The sequence below is a fragment of the Streptomyces coacervatus genome, from assembly GCF_029223485.1.
Lineage (GTDB): Bacteria > Actinomycetota > Actinomycetes > Streptomycetales > Streptomycetaceae > Streptomyces > Streptomyces coacervatus.
This window is the reverse complement of the sequence record NZ_JARHTP010000005.1, coordinates 422939-438461: the sequence shown is the minus strand read 5'-3', so window position 1 is coordinate 438461 and position 15523 is coordinate 422939. Positions and strand designations below refer to the sequence as shown.

Genomic DNA, 15523 nt, shown 5'->3' with positions numbered 1-15523 from the left:
CCATGGCCCAAGTCCTGGACAAACCCGTGCAGTTGAAGGCACCGGTCTCCCCCGCCGAGCGCACGGCCCGCCGCAGGGCCGTACTGGAGTGGGTGGCGATCCACTCCCTGGGCGTCGCGACCGCGCTCTTCTTCGTCCTGCCCTTCGTGTTCGTGTTCCTGACCTCGCTGATGAGCGACACCCAGGCGCTCAGCCGCGACCTGATCCCGCACACCTGGGAGTGGTCCAACTACAAGAAGGTCTTCGACACCCCGGGCTTTCTGACCTGGTGGAAGAACACGCTGATCTACGCGGGACTGGGAACAGTCCTTACAGTCGTCTCGTCGATCCCGGTGGCGTACGCGCTCGCCAAGTTCCGCTTCCGCGGCCGCAATCTGTCGCTCATGCTGGTCATCTCGATGATGATGCTGCCACCGCAGGTGATCATCATCCCGATGTACCTGTTCTGGGCGAAGCAGCTGGACCTGTCGGGCACGCTGTGGCCGCTGATCATCCCGATGGCATTCGGGGACGCGTTCTCCATCTTCCTGCTGCGCCAGTTCCTGATGACCATCCCGAACGAGTACCTGGACGCGGCGAAGGTGGACGGCTGCGGCGACTTCAGGACCCTGCTGAAGGTCGTTCTGCCGATGGCCAGGCCGGGTATCGCGGCCGTGGGCCTGTTCCAGTTCTTCTACGCCTGGAACGACTACTTCGGCCCGCAGATCTACGCGTCGGAGAACCCGGGCGCCTGGACGCTCTCCTACGGCCTGGAGTCGTTCAAGGGCGCGCACCACACCGACTGGAACCTCACCATGGCCGCGACCGTGCTGGTCATGGCCCCCGTGATCCTCGTCTTCTTCTTCGCCCAGAAGGCGTTCGTCGAGGGCGTCACGCTCACCGGAGTGAAGGGTTAAGCCACATATGAAACTCACCGTGGTCGGCGGAGGCTCGACCTACACCCCCGAACTCATCGACGGCTTCGCCCGGTTGCGCGACACCCTGCCCGTCGAGGAACTGGTCCTCGTCGACCCGGCTCCCGAACGCCTGGAGCTGGTGGGCGGCCTTGCCCGCCGTATCTTCGCCAAACAGGGGCACGACGGCCGGATCGTGACGACGGACGACCTGGACGCCGGTGTGGACGGCGCCGACGCCGTGCTGCTGCAGCTGCGCGTCGGCGGACAGGCGGCCCGTGAGCAGGACGAGACCTGGCCGCTGGAGTGCGGCTGCGTCGGCCAGGAGACGACCGGCGCGGGCGGCCTGGCCAAGGCGCTGCGCACGGTCCCGGTGGTCCTGGACATCGCGGAACGGGTCCGCCGTACCAACCCGGATGCCTGGATCATCGACTTCACCAACCCGGTCGGCATCGTCACGCGCGCGTTGCTGCAGGCGGGCCACAAGGCGGTCGGCCTGTGCAACGTGGCCATCGGCTTCCAGCGGAAGTTCGCCGACCGGCTCGGCGTCTCACCGGCCGACATCCACCTCGACCACGTGGGCCTCAACCACCTCACCTGGGAGACCGCCGTCCGCCTGGACGGCCCGGAGGGCGAGAACGTCCTGCCCAAGCTGCTGGCCGAGCACGGCGACGCGATCGCCGCCGACCTGCGGCTGCCCCGGGCCGTCCTCGACCGCCTGGGCGTGGTCCCGTCGTACTACCTGCGCTACTTCTACGCGCACGACGAGGTCGTACGGGAGCTGCGCACCAAGCCATCCCGTGCCGCCGAAGTCGCCGAGATGGAGCGCCACTTGCTCAAGATGTACGCCGACCCGGCCCTCGACGAAAAGCCGGAGCTGCTCGCCAAGCGGGGCGGCGCCTACTACTCGGAGGCCGCGGTGGACCTGGCGGCCGCGCTGCTGGGCGGGGCCGGCAGCCCTTACCAGGTGGTGAACACGTACAACCGGGGCACGCTGCCGTTCCTGCCGGACGACGCGGTGATCGAGGTGCAGGCGGCGGTGGGTCCGAAGGGGCCGCTCCCGCTCGCGGTGCCGCCCGTGGACCCGCTGTACGCGGGCCTGATGGCGAACGTGACGGCGTACGAGGACCTGGCCCTGGAGGCGGCGCTGCGAGGCGGCCGCGACCGGGTCTTCAAGGCCCTCCTCTCCCACCCCCTCATCGGCCAGTACGAGTACGCGGACGCCCTGACCGACCAGCTGATCGCACACAACCGGGAGCATCTCGCGTGGGCATGACCGCACGTGTCCTCGCCGTCGACGCCGGCAACAGCAAGACCGATGTCGCGGTCGTGGCGGCCGACGGGACCGTCCTCGCCACGGCCCGCGGCGGCGGGTTCCGGCCGCCCGTGGTGGGCGTGGAGGCGGCCGTCGACAAGGTCGCCGAGGCGGTGGGACGGGCCTTCGCCGCGGCCGGAGTGAGCTCGGTGGACCAGGTCTCCGCCTGCCTGGCCAACGCCGACTTCCCCGTCGAGGAGGAGCAGTTGGCGGCCGCGCTGCACGCGCGCGCGTGGGGCGCGGGTGTCGAGGTCCGCAACGACACCTTCGCCATCCTGCGCGCGGGCATCACCGAACCCCGCGGGGTCGCCGTCGTCTGCGGCGCGGGCATCAACTGCGTCGGCATGCGCCCCGACGGCCGCACCGCCCGCTTCCCCGCCCTCGGCCGCATCTCCGGCGACTGGGGCGGCGGCTGGGGCCTGGCGGAGGAGGCCCTGTGGCACGCGGCACGCGCGGAGGACGGCCGCGGCGGACATACGGAACTTGCCCGCACTCTCCCCGCCCACTTCGGCCACGCCACCATGCTCGCCCTCGTCGAGGCCCTGCACCTGAACCAGGTGGAGCATGCCCGCCGCCACGAACTGACCCCGGTCCTCTTCGCGACCGCGGCGGCCGGCGACCCCGTCGCCCGCGCCATCGTCGACCGCCTGGCCGACGAGGTGGTGACCATGGCGACGGTGGCCCTGACCCGCCTCGACCTGCTGGAGGAGGAGACACCGGTGCTGCTGGGCGGCGGCGTCCTGGCCGCCCAGCACCCCCAACTCAACGACGGCATCCGCGACTTGCTGACAGCACGCGCCCCGAAGGCGGTGCCCCGGGTGGTGACGGCGAGCCCGGTACTGGGGGCGGCGCTGCTGGGCCTGGACAAGGTGGGCGCAGAACCGGAGGTGCACGAGCGAGTCCGGGCCCACTTCGAGCTACCGGCCCGGACGGAACCGAACTGATTTCCACGACGTGTTCATGGGCAGGGGGGTGGTGCGGGATCCTACAAGCCGCCGGCAGGCATCCCGCTACGACCGGATCAAGATCCAGTGAAGGCCGATGCGGATGTCAGTCCCGGCGGCGATACTTGCTGTGACGGATGACCATGGGGGAGGTCAAAAGTGACACACCCGCCGAAGAGCAGCGCGGCGCCACCGGGCACCGCCGTGCCCACGATGCCGGCCGTACCGCCTCAGCCAGGACAACCCGTTCCCCCCACGCCGACGGGCCCCGCAGCCGTTCCCGACGCCGTCTCCGCACGTCGTACGGCCTTCGCGGAGGGCGTCGACCGGCTGCGCGAGGCCGCCACCACCGAGCCGGGGCGGCTGCGCATCATCGGCGCGTTCCTCGCCCTCCTCGTCGTCGCGTTCGGCGCGGTCGCCGCCTGGCAGATGACGGCCCGGGCGACGGCCGCCGACGACGTGCTCACCAGCAGCCAGCCGCTCAGCGCCGACGCCGCCGACATCTACCGCTCGCTGGCCGACGCCAACACGGCGGCGGCCAGCGGTTATCTCGCGGGCCCGCAGGAGAAGCCCGAGATGCGGCAGCGGTACGAGGACGACATCGACCGGGCAGCGGCCAAGCTGGTCACGGCCGCCTCCAACTCGGACCCGGGGTCCGAGTCGGCGAAGACCATCGCCGATCTCAACAAGCAACTGCCCCAATACAAGGGCCTGGTCGAGACGGCGCGGGCCAACAACCGGCAGGGCTACCCGGTGGGCAGCGCGTATCTGCGGGCGGCGAACGAGCAGATGCAGCAGCAGATGCTGCCCAAGGCCGAGTCCCTGTACCAGAAGGAGAACCAGCGGCTCAGCTCCGACTACGCGGACGCGAAGTCGTTCCCGTGGGCCGCGATCGGTCTCGGCCTGCTCGCGCTCGGCGGGCTGGCCTGGGCGCAGCGCCGCAACTACCTGCGCACCAACCGGGTGTTGAACCACGGCCTGGTCACGGCGTCGGCCGCGTCCGCGGTGGTCCTGCTCTGGCTGGTCGTCGGCCACACCGTGGCCCGCGCGGGCCTGAACGACTCGTACAACCACGGCGTCCGCTCACTGAACGTGCTGCACGACGCCCGCATCGCGTCCCTGACGGCCCGCAGTGACGAGAACCTCAGCCTGATCCGCCGCGGCGCGGACACCAAGGTCGTGAGCGGCAGTCCGGTGGACGCCTACGCCGTGGGGTACGACGACCAGATCGGCACGTTGGCGAAGTCGCTGACCAAGGCCGACGGTCTCGCGGACGACTCGGCGGGCCAGAAGCCCGTACAGGACGCGAACGGCTATATGAAGGCGTGGAAGGACCGGCACGGGGTGGCCCAGGGCCTGAACGACAAGGGCGAGTACCAGCAGGCCCGCGACAAGGTCATCGGCGTCGGCAAGGACCCGACGAGTGTGTGCTTCGACAACGTGGACATCGCTCTGGAGACGGCGCTCGACCATGAGCAGACCGAGTTCCAGCAGGCCGCGGGCGACGGCCGGGGCGCGCTGACCGGCCTGCCGTACGGAGCCGGGGTCCTCGCGGTGCTGGGTGCGGCCGGCGCGGTGGTCGGCATCGGGCGCAGGCTGTCGGAGTACCGGTGAGAGGGGGCGTGACGATGGATGCACACCGTCCGGCACAGCGTCTGCGGGCCCGTCTGAGGGGCTGGGGCGGGGTCGGCGCCATGGCGGTCCTCTGCGCCCTGGCCCTGGCGTTCGCGCTGCTGCTGCCCCTGACCCAGTCGAGCGGTACGGACGACGCCGCGGACGGCGGCAGCGCGGGCGTCGCCCAGGGCCTCCAGGCCAGGGCGGCGGCAAAGTGCGACAACCCGCAGGACCGCAGCCTGTCGCCGTCGGGCGGCGACGGCGGCACGACGATCACCGACAGGATCAAGGCCCGCAAGGACCGCCGTCTGATCGTCGGCATCGACACCAACAGCTACCGCTGGGGCTATCTCAACCCCAACAACGCGTCCGGTGCGCCGGAGGGCTTCGACATCGACCTCGTCCACCAGATCGCCAAGGACCTCCTGGGCGATCCGAACGCGGTCTCCTTCAAGGCCATCCCCACCAGCCGCCGTATCAAGGCGATCCAGGACGACGAGGTCGACATGGTGGTCCGCACCATGACGATCAACTGCGACCGGATCAAGCAAGTCGCGTTCTCCGCGCCCTACTTCAGGACCGGCCAGCAGGTACTCGCCCCGCGGACCTCGGCGATCACCGGGTACAACAAGACGCTCGCGCACCGGAAGATCTGCTCGGCGGACAGTTCGACGGCGCTGGAGCGACTGCAGTCGGACCGGCAGAAGGGCACCCTCCCCACCGGCGCGGACATCACCACGGTGGTCCCCAACCAGCTCGACTGCCTGGTGAAGTTGCAGCTCGGCGAGGTCGACGCGGTCGTCACGGACGGCGCGCTCGCCGCGAGCCAGGCGGCACAGGACCCGACGGTGCAGCTGAAGGGCCCGCTGTTCACCGACGAGTACTACGGCGTGGCGATGAAGCTCGGCTCCGACGATCTGATACGCCAGGTCAACCGGACCCTGCAGAACTACATCAAGGACGGTGACTGGGCGGCCTCGTACGAGAAGTGGCTGCACCCGACCATGGACCAGGGCGACAAGAAGTCGGCGTCCGCGACCCCTCCCGAAGCCCACTACAAGTGACCGACCATGAACTGACGGACGTACGGCAGGACGTACGACACCACACGACGGAACACGACAGCAGCGAGAGGTGATCGATGGGCGTCACGGACCCCGCCGGGCCGGTGATGGACCGGGACGAGGTGGACCGTGCGCTGGCGCGGCTCGGCGCGGAGCACGAGGCGATCGAGACCTCGCTCCTCGCCCTGCAGGACCACGCGGGCCGCAGACTCCTCGAAGGCGCCGAGCTGACCGGGATCACCAAGGAGCGATGGGCTGCCGCGGAATCGTCGATCACGCTGCTGTGGGCGTACTTCGACGCGTACACGGACGCGTTGCGCTCCGCCCGGGAGATCCGCTCCCGCCGCCGCTGGTCCAGCCGTGAGGACCTGGTGGAGCTGACGGAGCTGCTGCGCGGCGAGTCCGTCACGGTCGCGGGCTCGACGACGGCCACGGCGAACGCACCGACGCTGCTGTCCGCCCCCGGCAAGCTCAGCCGGCAGTTCTCCCTGGCCGCCCTGGTCGACCTGATGAACGAGCTGTATGCGACGAGCCTGGACATGGTCGTCACGGCCGACGCGGTCTGGTCGGCGCTGCCCGCCCGGATCGATTTACTGGCCGCGGAGCTCCAGCGCACCCGTACGCTCGCCCACTCGGTCGGCGTGCGCCCCGGCGAGCACCCGTCCGGCGACGACCTGGAGCGCATCACCCGCACCCTGACCTCGCTGCGCGAGCAGGTGGTCTCCGACCCGCTCGCGTACTGGCTGCCCGCGCAGGGGAGTTCGGCGCCGGGCGGCGGCCGGCCGGACACCACGGTGTACGACCGGGAGGCGCGGGCCCTGGAGGAGGTGCGCCGGGAGATCGACGCCGTGCTCACCGTCCGGCAGGACGCGGAGCAGCGGCTGGTGAAGCTGCGTGACGTGCTCAGCCGGGCGGACCGCACCCTCGCGGAGGCGCGCAACGCGCGCGGTGAGGTCCTCGCGAAGATCGCCGCCACGGAGGTGCCGGTCGTCAGCGGCCCGCCGACCGTGCTGCAGGAGCAGCTGGCGACGGCCGCCGAGTACCGCAGACACGCCCAGTGGCACCGTCTGTCCCCGCTCCTGGAGTCCCTGGAGCAGAAGGCGGAGGACGAACTGCTGCGCGCCCGCGAGTCGTTGACCGCGGTCACCCAGCCGCTGGCGGTCCGCGCCGAGCTGCGCGGCCGCCTGGACGCGTACAAGGCGAAGGTCGCCCGGCTCGGGTACGCCGAGGACCGGTTCCTGATCGAGCGGTACGACGCGGCGCGCCGCATGCTGTGGAGCGCACCGTGCGATCTGCGCGTCGCCGAACAGGCCGTGCTGCGCTACCAGCAGGCGGCCGCCGAAGTGCTGGGCGCCCCGCGCGTGCCCGGGCAGGGCGGGCCTCAGGACCGCAGGGGGGAGTGACGTCATGAGTCAGGCGGAGCAGCAGTGCCAGCGGCCGGACTGCGAGGGCACGTACGAGGACGTGGGCGGCGGCGAGCTGTACTGCGACACTTGCGGTCTCGCGCCGGTCGTGTCGGCGAAGGGCATCGTGAGCTCGCCGGCCACCGGCATCACGGGCGGCGCCAAGGATTCGCAGGACAGCGGCAGTTCGCGCTCCGGCAGCCGGGGCAGCTCACGTACGTCCTCGCAGTCGTCGAAGTCCCGGCGCTCAGTGTCGGGGCGGCTCTCGCGCTCCCTGTCGGGCAGCTCCACGGGCCGTTCGGTGTCGGTGCGCAGCTCCGGTTCCGGCACCAGCACCGGCTCCCGCGGCCGGCTGGGCGTCGGCCTGGTGCAGGTGCCGGACGTGCCGCGGCCCGACCCGCGCGCGATGGTGCTGGAGAACCCGGAGGTGCCCGAGCGCAAGCGGTTCTGCTCGCGCTCCGACTGCGGGGCGCCGGTCGGCCGCTCGCGCGGGGAGCGCGTGGGCCGCACCGAGGGCTTCTGCACCAAGTGCGGCAACCCGTACTCCTTCGTACCGAAGCTGAAGGCCGGCGACGTCGTCCACGGACAGTACGAGGTCGTGGGCTGTCTGGCGCACGGCGGGCTCGGCTGGGTCTACCTCGCCGTGGACAAGGCGGTCTCCGACCGGTGGGTGGTCCTCAAGGGCCTGCTGGACACCGGTGACCAGGATGCGATGGCGGCGGCGATCTCCGAGCGGCGCTTCCTGGCCGAGATCGAGCACTCCAACATCGTGCGGATCTACAACTTCGTGGAGCACCTCGACCAGCGCACCGGCTCGCTCGACGGCTACATCGTCATGGAGTACGTCGGCGGCAAGTCGCTGAAGGAGATCGCCAACGACCGCCGCACCCCGGGCGGCAAGCGGGATCCGCTGCCGGTGGAGCAGGCCTGCGCGTACGGCATCGAGGCGCTGGAGGCGCTCGGCCATCTGCACAGCCGCAACCTGCTGTACTGCGACTTCAAGGTCGACAACGCGATCCAGACCGAGGACCAGCTCAAGCTGATCGACATGGGCGCGGTGCGCAGGATGGACGACGAGGAGTCGGCCATCTACGGCACGGTGGGCTACCAGGCCCCGGAGGTCGCGGAGGTCGGCCCGTCCGTGGCCTCCGACCTCTACACGGTCGCGCGAACACTCGCCGTCATGTCCTTCGACTTCCAGGGCTATACGAACGTCTTCGTGGACTCCCTGCCCGACCCCGACAACATCGAGGTCTTCCGCCAGTACGAGTCCTTCTACCGCCTCCTGGTGCGCGCCACCGACCCCGACCCGGCCCGCCGGTTCGCCTCCGCGCAGGAGATGGCGGAGCAGCTGACAGGCGTGCTGCGCGAGGTCGTGTCGCTGCAGACGGGGCGTGCGCGGCCCGCGCTGTCGACGCTGCTGGGGCCCGAACTGAAGGTCACGGACACGGAGTTGTTCCCGAAGTTTCAGGGGGACGTGACGCGGCTGGGGGCGCGGGCGGTGCAGCCGCGCAAGGGGCAGCAGCCGCAGCTCCCCGCTTCCGTCAACGGCACCGCGCCCCTCGTCAAGCACGTCAACTCCCCCACCGCGGCCCTCGCCCTGCCCGTCCCCCACGTCGACCCCTCCGACCCGAACGCCGGCTTCCTCGCGGGCCTGATGACCACCGCGCCGGCCGAGCTGCTCGGGGCGCTCGCCGCGGCTCCGGCGGCGTCGGTCGAGACCAGGCTGAGGCAGATCCGCGCCTGGCTGGAGAACGGCGACTCGGCCGCCGCGCTGGGCGCCCTGCAGTCCCTGGAGACCGAGCGGCCCGACGACTGGCGGGTGGTCTGGTACCGGGGCGTGGCCGCGCTGGTGACCGGCGACCACGAGGGCGCCGCGCTCGCCTTCGACGCGATCTACGACGCGTTCCCCGGCGAGCCCGCGCCCAAGCTGGCGCTCGGCCTGTGCGCGGAGGTGCTGGGCCAGCTGGACAATGCGGCCGAGTACTACCGCCTGGTCTGGTCGACCGACCCCAGCTATGTGAGCGCCGCCTTCGGCCTGGCCCGCGTCCAGCTCGCGGCCGGGGACCGCCGTAGCGCCGTACGGACGCTGGAGTCGGTGCCGGAGTCGTCGATCCACTACACGGCCGCGCGCGTGGCCGCCGTACGGGCGCGGCTGCGCGGGCGTACGGCGGCCGCCTCCGACGCCCCGTTCCTGGAGGACCTGAGGGCCGCCGCCGGGCAGGTCGAGGCGCTGGACGCGTACGGTCTGGATCCGGCGCGCCGGGAGCAGTTGTCGGCCGAAGTCCTCGGCTGCGCCCTGGACTGGATACTCTCCGGGGGCCAGGTAGTAGCGCCCGCCGCACAGCGCGCACTGCTCGGCAGCGACCTGGACGAGCGGGGACTCCGCTTCGGCCTGGAGCGTTCGTACCGCACGCTGGCCCGGCTGGCGCGGGGCGGCGAGGAGAGGATCGACCTGGTGGAACGTGCCAACCGTTACCGCCCCCGGACGTGGGTGTAGTTGATGTCGCAGATGCCCCAGCAGGCCGCCCTGTCGAACTGCCCGAGCTGCGAGTGGCCGCTTGAGTCGGGTGACCGTTTCTGCGGTGCGTGCGGATACGACCTGTCCGTAGTGCCCGCACGACCGGACGACCATCCGACCATCGCCCTGAACGGCTCGGACCTGCAGTCGGGCGAGGCCGACGGCACCGGTGCGGGCGGGGCGGCCTGGCCCGTCGCCGGGCCGGGCGGCTCCGCCACCCCGGCGGCGACGCATCTGCCGACGGACCTGCACGGCACGGACTCGGGCGGTTCCCCGGTGCCGCCTCAGCAGTCGCCGCCCACGGGATCGCCGGTCTCCCCGGCCTCCGGTGTGCGCTTCGACCGTCCGCCGGTGCCCGACGAGTACCCGCTGCAGGCCCCGGACCCCCGCGTGGCCGGCCTCCCCGCGCCCGCCGAGGAGGCCAAGCTGTGCGTGGCCTGCCGCGCGGGCCGCGTCGACAACGACGGCTACTGCGAGAACTGCGGGCACGCCCAGCCCCGGGAGCGCGACCACATGGAGCAGGAGTCCGGCCCGCTGGCCGCCGTCAGCGACCGCGGTCTGCGCCACCACCGCAACGAGGACGCGTTCGGCATCGGCACCGTCACGCTGCCCGACGGCTCCCCCGTGTCCGTGGCGGTCGTCTGCGACGGCGTCTCCTCGGCGACCCGCCCCGACGACGCCTCGCTCGCCGCCACCCGGACCGCGAACGAGTCGCTGCTCGCCGCCCTGCCGCGCGGCACCCACCCGCAGCAGGCCATGCACGACGCGATCGTCGCCGCCTCGCACGCCGTCAACGCCCTCGCCGACGAACCCGCCACGGCCCGCGAGCACACCCCGCACCAGAACGCGCCTGCCTGCACGATCGTCGGCGCGGTCGTGACGCCCGGGCTGCTGGTCGTCGGCTGGGTCGGCGACAGCCGCGCCTACTGGGTGCCGGTGGACCGCAGTTCACCCCCGGCTCGGCTCACCGAGGACGACTCCTGGGCCGCGCAGATGGTCTCCGCGGGCCTGATGAGCGAGGCGGAGGCCTACGCCGACGAGCGGGCCCACGCGATCACCGGCTGGCTCGGCGCGGACGCCTACGAACTCGAGCCGCACACCGCTTCCTTCAAGCCGGACCGGCCGGGTGTAGTGGTGGTGTGCACGGACGGACTGTGGAACTACGCGGAGGCGGCCGAGGAGATGGCCGAGGTCGTACCGCTCGATGCCGCCGTACGTCCGCTGCACAGCGCCCGCGTGCTGGTCGGTCACGCCCTGGACGGCGGGGGCCACGACAACGTAACAGTGGCCGTCGTGCCGTTCCCGGCCGTGCCTCAGGGGGCAGGATCGGCCTGAGGCCGCGCACACGGGGAAGCCTCAGCGGACCGGAGGGGACCGGTCCGCACACAGTCGTCACCCCACAACCACGGGGTTTTCGAGGGGGATTTGAGTACGCATGGCCAATTTCTCGAAGTCCAACGTGCCGCAGTTCTCGATGGACGTGTACCAGAACGAGTATCTGCCGGAGGGCGGCCGCGAGGTCAACGCGATCGTCACGGTGACCGCCACCGGCGGCGGCACGGTCGGCAGCGCGGTCGCCGCGCCCCACCTCTATGCGCCGGGGCAGGGCCCGTCCGCCGGGGTGGCGATCATGGTCGACTGTTCCGGCTCGATGGACTACCCGCCGACCAAGATGCGCAACGCCCGCGACGCGACGGCCGCCGCGATCGACACCCTGCGCGACGGGGTGCACTTCGCGGTGATCGGCGGCACGCACGTCGCCAAGGAGGTCTACCCGGGCGGCGGGCGCCTGGCGGTCGCCGACGCCGCCACCCGCAACCAGGCCAAGGACGCCCTGCGCAAGCTCAGCGCCGGCGGCGGCACGGCCATCGGCACCTGGCTGCGTCTCGCCGACCGTCTGCTCTCCTCGGACGAGGTCGCCATCCGCCACGGCATCCTGCTCACCGACGGCCGCAATGAGCACGAGTCGCCCGAGGACCTCAAAGCCGCGCTCGACGCATGTGCCGGACGTTTCACCTGTGACGCACGTGGCGTGGGCACCGACTGGGAAGTGAAAGAAGTCACAGGGATCGCCTCCGCCCTGCTCGGCACCGCCGACATCGTCGCCGACCCGGCCGGCCTCGCCGCCGACTTCACGCAGATGATGGAGACGGCCATGGGCAAGGAGGTCGCCGACGTCGCTCTCAGGCTGTGGACGCCGGTCGGCACAACCATCAAGTTCGTCAAGCAAGTCGCGCCCACCGTCGAGGAGTTGACCGACCGCCGCACCGAGGCCGGCCCGCGCGCCGGGGACTACCCCACCGGCTCCTGGGGGGACGAGTCCCGCGACTACCACGTATGCGTCGAGGTCCCGGCCGCGAACCTCGGCCAGGAGATGCTCGCCGCCCGGGTGTCCCTGGTGATCCCGCAGCCCGACGGGAGTGCACAGAACCTGGGCGCCCAGGGCCTGGTCAGGGCCGTGTGGACCGACGACATGACGGCTTCCACGTCGATCAACCCGCAGGTCGCCCACTACACCGGCCAGGCCGAACTGGCACAAGCCATCCAACAAGGGCTCGATCTTCGCAAAGCGGGCGATATGGATGGAGCAACCGCCAAACTGGGCCGGGCCGTTCAGCTCGCCAGCGCCTCCGGGAACGCGGATACTGCGAAACTGCTTGCGAAGGTGGTGGACGTGGTCGATGCCGCGACAGGTACTGTGCGACTGAAGGCGAAGGTCGAGGAGGCCGACGAGATGACTCTCGAGACACGGTCGACAAAGACTGTTCGTGTAAAGAAGTGACGTAGAAGTCCAAAGAAGTGACGCGAAAGTTCCCTGACAAGAACTTTCCTGAACAGAGTTCCTGAAAGAGAGGGGGAAGCGCCGACATGCCGACCTGCCCGAACGGACACCAGTCGGGTTCCGACGACTGGTGCGAGGTCTGCGGTCACCGCATGGCCGGTGCCGTGCCTCCGCCCCCTCCCCCGCCGCCCCCGCACGGCGGCGGCTACGGCTTCCCGCCGCCCGGCCAGGGCCCCCAGCCCGGCGGCCGTCCGCCCCTGTCCGCGGTGCCCGACCACGAGCCGGAGCTCTGCCCGCAGTGCCGTACGCCCCGTGAGGGCGGCGCGCCGTTCTGCGAGGAGTGCCGGTGGAACTTCCTGACGAACACCGCGACCTCGTACACCCCGGCCGCCCCGCGCCCGCCGGCGCCCGGCCCCGGCGCGCCGTTCCAGCAGCAGCCGCCCGGACCGTCGTACGGCGGCGGCGACTCGTACGAGTACCAGGGCTCGCGCCCGTCCCAGATGAACCGCCCGGCCGAGCCGATCCCGCCGGGCCCGCCCTTCGGCTCCGAGCCCTCGGGCCCGCCGAACCCGTTCGGCACCGAGCCGTCCGGCCCGCCGAGCCCCTTCACCGACCGGTCCGGCTTCGGCCCCGACCCGTCGCGTCCGGTCCCGCCGCCGCCCGGGCCCACACCGCACACGGGTCCCGGTGGTCCAGGTGGCCCCGGAGGCTTCGGTGGCGCGCCGCAGGCGTACCAGCAGCCCGGCCCGCCGGCCCCGCCCCCCTTCCCGCAGGAGACGAGCCGGCCGCCGCAGCCCGGCGGTCCGTCCTTCGGCGGCGGTGACGACGACTGGGTGATCTCCCCGCCGTCCGGCGGCCCCGGCCCCGGTGGTCCCGGTCAGGGCGGTGGCTACGGCTATCCGCAGCCCGGCGCGACCCAGGCCCCGCCCCCGCCCCCACCCGGCCAGGGCTACCCGCAGACGCACGCAGGGCCTGTGACCTGGATGGCGACCATCGGTCCGGACCGCGAGTACTTCATGGCGATGATGCAGCGCTCCGGCCCCGAGGCCGCGGGCCTCAACCTGCCCGCGTACTCGCCCGAGCAGCAGCGCACCCTCAGCGGCAACCAGATCACCATCGGCCGCCGCCGGCACTCCACCGGCGACACCCCCGACATCGACCTGGCGGTGCCGCCGGAGGACCCGGGCGTCTCGCACCAGCACGCGGTGCTGGTGCAGCAGCCGGACGGCAGCTGGGCGGTCGTCGACCAGAACTCGACGAACGGTACGACGGTCAACGGCTCTGATGAGCCGATTCAACCCTTTGTGCCGGTGCCGTTGCAGGACGGGGATCGGGTGCACGTGGGTGCGTGGACGACGATCACGATCCGTCGGGGTTAGACGGCTTTTCGTCTGCGGCTGCGTCGTGGCTGGTCGCGCAGTTCCCCGCGCCCCTTAAAAGCCGCCACTGTCACCGGAGGGGCCAGATGTACGGTCCCTCCGGGTCGTCGAGCCATGCCCACTGCTGCTCCTGCTCCCCGTTGACCGTGATGCCATAGCGCTCCCGCTGTGGCTGGTCCTCGCGCTCCCACAGGGTGAAGGCCTCCTGTGGGTCGAGGGTGCCGCGGGTCAGGGCCAGCAGGAAGCGGAAGAGTTCGTGGTCCCGGAAGCGGCGTGGGATGGCCCCCAGGTCGGCCGTTCCCGGTTCGGGGCGGGTCTCGCCGCGTAGTGGCACGAAGTAGGCGGGGGTGTGCAGAAAGCGGCCCTCGGCGTGTGTGGCGTCCTGGACCGTCAGGGCGATCAGGCCGGTGGCCAGCGGGGCCAGGATGCGGGCGCCGGGGCTGCACTGGGCGAGCCAGGCCTGCGGGATCGAGGTCAGAGTGCAGGTCGCGATGATCCGGTCGTAGGGGGCGCGTTCGGGGACTCCGCGCGCGCCGTCGCCGGTGACGACGGCCGGGTGGTATCCGGCGGCGGCCAGGTGCTGCCGGGCCGACTCGGTGATCTCCGGCTCCAGATCGACGGTGGTGACCAGGTCGTCGTCGCCGAGCCGGTGGGCCAGCAGGGCCGCGTTGTAGCCGGTGCCCGCCCCGATCTCCAGGACCCGGTTGCCGTCCTCGACCCTCAGCTCGGCCAGCATCTTCGCCATCAGCGACGGCTGGCTGCTGGAGGAGACGAGCTCGCCGTCGCGCAGCCGGGTGGCCAGCGGGGCGTCCTCGTAGGCACCGCGCAGCCAGCGCTCGCGCGCCCGCGGATCAGGGCTCTCGCCCCACCGCCGCTCATAGCCGCCGACGGCCCCGACGTAGTAGTACGGCACGAAGAGATGGCGCGGGACCGCCTCGAACGCCTCCTGCCACACCGGGTCGTCGTCCCAGGCCCCGCTCGCGTCGATCTCCCGCACGAGCGCGGCCCGTGCGGTGGCGGCGAGGTCGTCCAGATCCTTGTCGAGAGCAGCTGCGCCCATACGTCCACTGTGCTGCGGGACGGGGCCCGAGGCGAGTACCGGAGCCGCCGAATCCGGAATGTCCGATTCCTGGGTGAGGGGCGGGACCTAAGCCTCAAGTCCTCCTCCGCGCGGTCTGAGAGCATGGGGAGTGTGAATGAGATTCGGCGCGGCACGCTTGAGACGCAGACCTTCTACGAGCAGGTCGGCGGGGAGGAGACCTTCCGCCGCCTCGTCCACCGTTTCTACGAGGGTGTGGCCGAGGACCCGGTGCTGCGGCCCATGTACCCCGAGGAGGACCTCGGCCCGGCCGAGGAGCGCCTCACGCTGTTCCTGATCCAGTACTGGGGCGGCCCGACGACGTACAGCGACAACCGCGGCCACCCCCGGCTGCGTATGCGCCACGCCCCCTTCACCGTGAACCGCGAGGCGCACGACGCCTGGCTGCGGCACATGCGGGACGCCGTCGACGACCTCGGCCTGTCCGAGGAGCACGAGCAGCAGCTGTGGAAGTACCTGACATACGCCGCGGCCTCGATGGTGAACGCTCCGGACTGACGCGGGTCACC

General features: G+C 71.5%; 12 protein-coding genes. 11 read left to right on the top strand and 1 reads right to left on the bottom strand.

Annotated elements, in window-relative coordinates; translation table 11 throughout:
• The first annotated feature begins 2 nt into the window (after nucleotides 1-2).
• The 10 genes from P2Q00_RS15685 (at nucleotide 3) to P2Q00_RS15640 (ending at nucleotide 13915) form a co-directional block, all read left to right on the top strand.
• Entirely contained in the window at nucleotides 3-896 is an 894-nt protein-coding gene (locus tag P2Q00_RS15685) for a carbohydrate ABC transporter permease (protein WP_275773106.1), read from the top strand.
• Between the two features lie 7 nt (nucleotides 897-903).
• Entirely contained in the window at nucleotides 904-2169 is a 1266-nt protein-coding gene (locus P2Q00_RS15680) for a 6-phospho-beta-glucosidase (protein WP_275773105.1), read from the top strand.
• Nucleotides 2160-3152: an N-acetylglucosamine kinase gene (locus P2Q00_RS15675; RefSeq protein WP_275773104.1), complete on the top strand. Its 993-nt coding sequence runs from the start codon at nucleotides 2160-2162 to the stop codon at nucleotides 3150-3152. The genes P2Q00_RS15680 and P2Q00_RS15675 overlap by 10 nt, the downstream gene beginning before the upstream one ends.
• Nucleotides 3153-3311: 159 nt before the next feature.
• Nucleotides 3312-4766, top strand: a complete 1455-nt coding sequence (locus tag P2Q00_RS15670; protein WP_275773103.1) for a GlnX family signal transduction membrane protein — start codon at nucleotides 3312-3314, stop codon at nucleotides 4764-4766.
• Between the two features lie 14 nt (nucleotides 4767-4780).
• Nucleotides 4781-5830, top strand: coding sequence for a glutamate ABC transporter substrate-binding protein (locus P2Q00_RS15665; protein ID WP_275773102.1), 1050 nt, complete (start codon nucleotides 4781-4783; stop codon nucleotides 5828-5830).
• Nucleotides 5831-5907: 77 nt separating this feature from the next.
• Nucleotides 5908-7233 (top strand): hypothetical protein, encoded by a 1326-nt coding sequence (locus P2Q00_RS15660; protein WP_275773101.1) that lies wholly within the window; start codon nucleotides 5908-5910, stop codon nucleotides 7231-7233.
• A 4-nt stretch (nucleotides 7234-7237) separates the two neighbouring features.
• Nucleotides 7238-9733, top strand: coding sequence for a serine/threonine-protein kinase (locus tag P2Q00_RS15655; RefSeq protein ID WP_275773100.1), 2496 nt, complete (start codon nucleotides 7238-7240; stop codon nucleotides 9731-9733).
• Nucleotides 9734-11089 (top strand): PP2C family protein-serine/threonine phosphatase, encoded by a 1356-nt coding sequence (locus tag P2Q00_RS15650; RefSeq protein WP_275773099.1) that lies wholly within the window; start codon nucleotides 9734-9736, stop codon nucleotides 11087-11089.
• 100 nt (nucleotides 11090-11189) lie between these two features.
• On the top strand, nucleotides 11190-12536 hold the full coding sequence (locus tag P2Q00_RS15645) for a vWA domain-containing protein (RefSeq protein ID WP_275773098.1): 1347 nt from the start codon (nucleotides 11190-11192) through the stop codon (nucleotides 12534-12536).
• A gap of 86 nt (nucleotides 12537-12622) precedes the next feature.
• Nucleotides 12623-13915, top strand: a complete 1293-nt coding sequence (locus P2Q00_RS15640) for an FHA domain-containing protein (protein WP_275773097.1) — start codon at nucleotides 12623-12625, stop codon at nucleotides 13913-13915.
• A gap of 70 nt (nucleotides 13916-13985) precedes the next feature.
• Here the strand turns inward: P2Q00_RS15640 and P2Q00_RS15635 are convergent, their stop codons facing one another.
• The gene (locus P2Q00_RS15635; RefSeq protein WP_275773096.1) at nucleotides 13986-14975 is read right to left on the bottom strand and encodes a methyltransferase domain-containing protein; all 990 of its coding nucleotides are present in this window, start codon (nucleotides 14973-14975) and stop codon (nucleotides 13986-13988) included.
• Nucleotides 14976-15098: 123 nt separating this feature from the next.
• On the opposite strand from P2Q00_RS15635, the gene P2Q00_RS15630 reads away from it, so the two are divergent.
• Entirely contained in the window at nucleotides 15099-15512 is a 414-nt protein-coding gene (locus P2Q00_RS15630) for a globin (protein WP_275773095.1), read from the top strand.
• Nucleotides 15513-15523 lie beyond the last annotated feature (11 nt).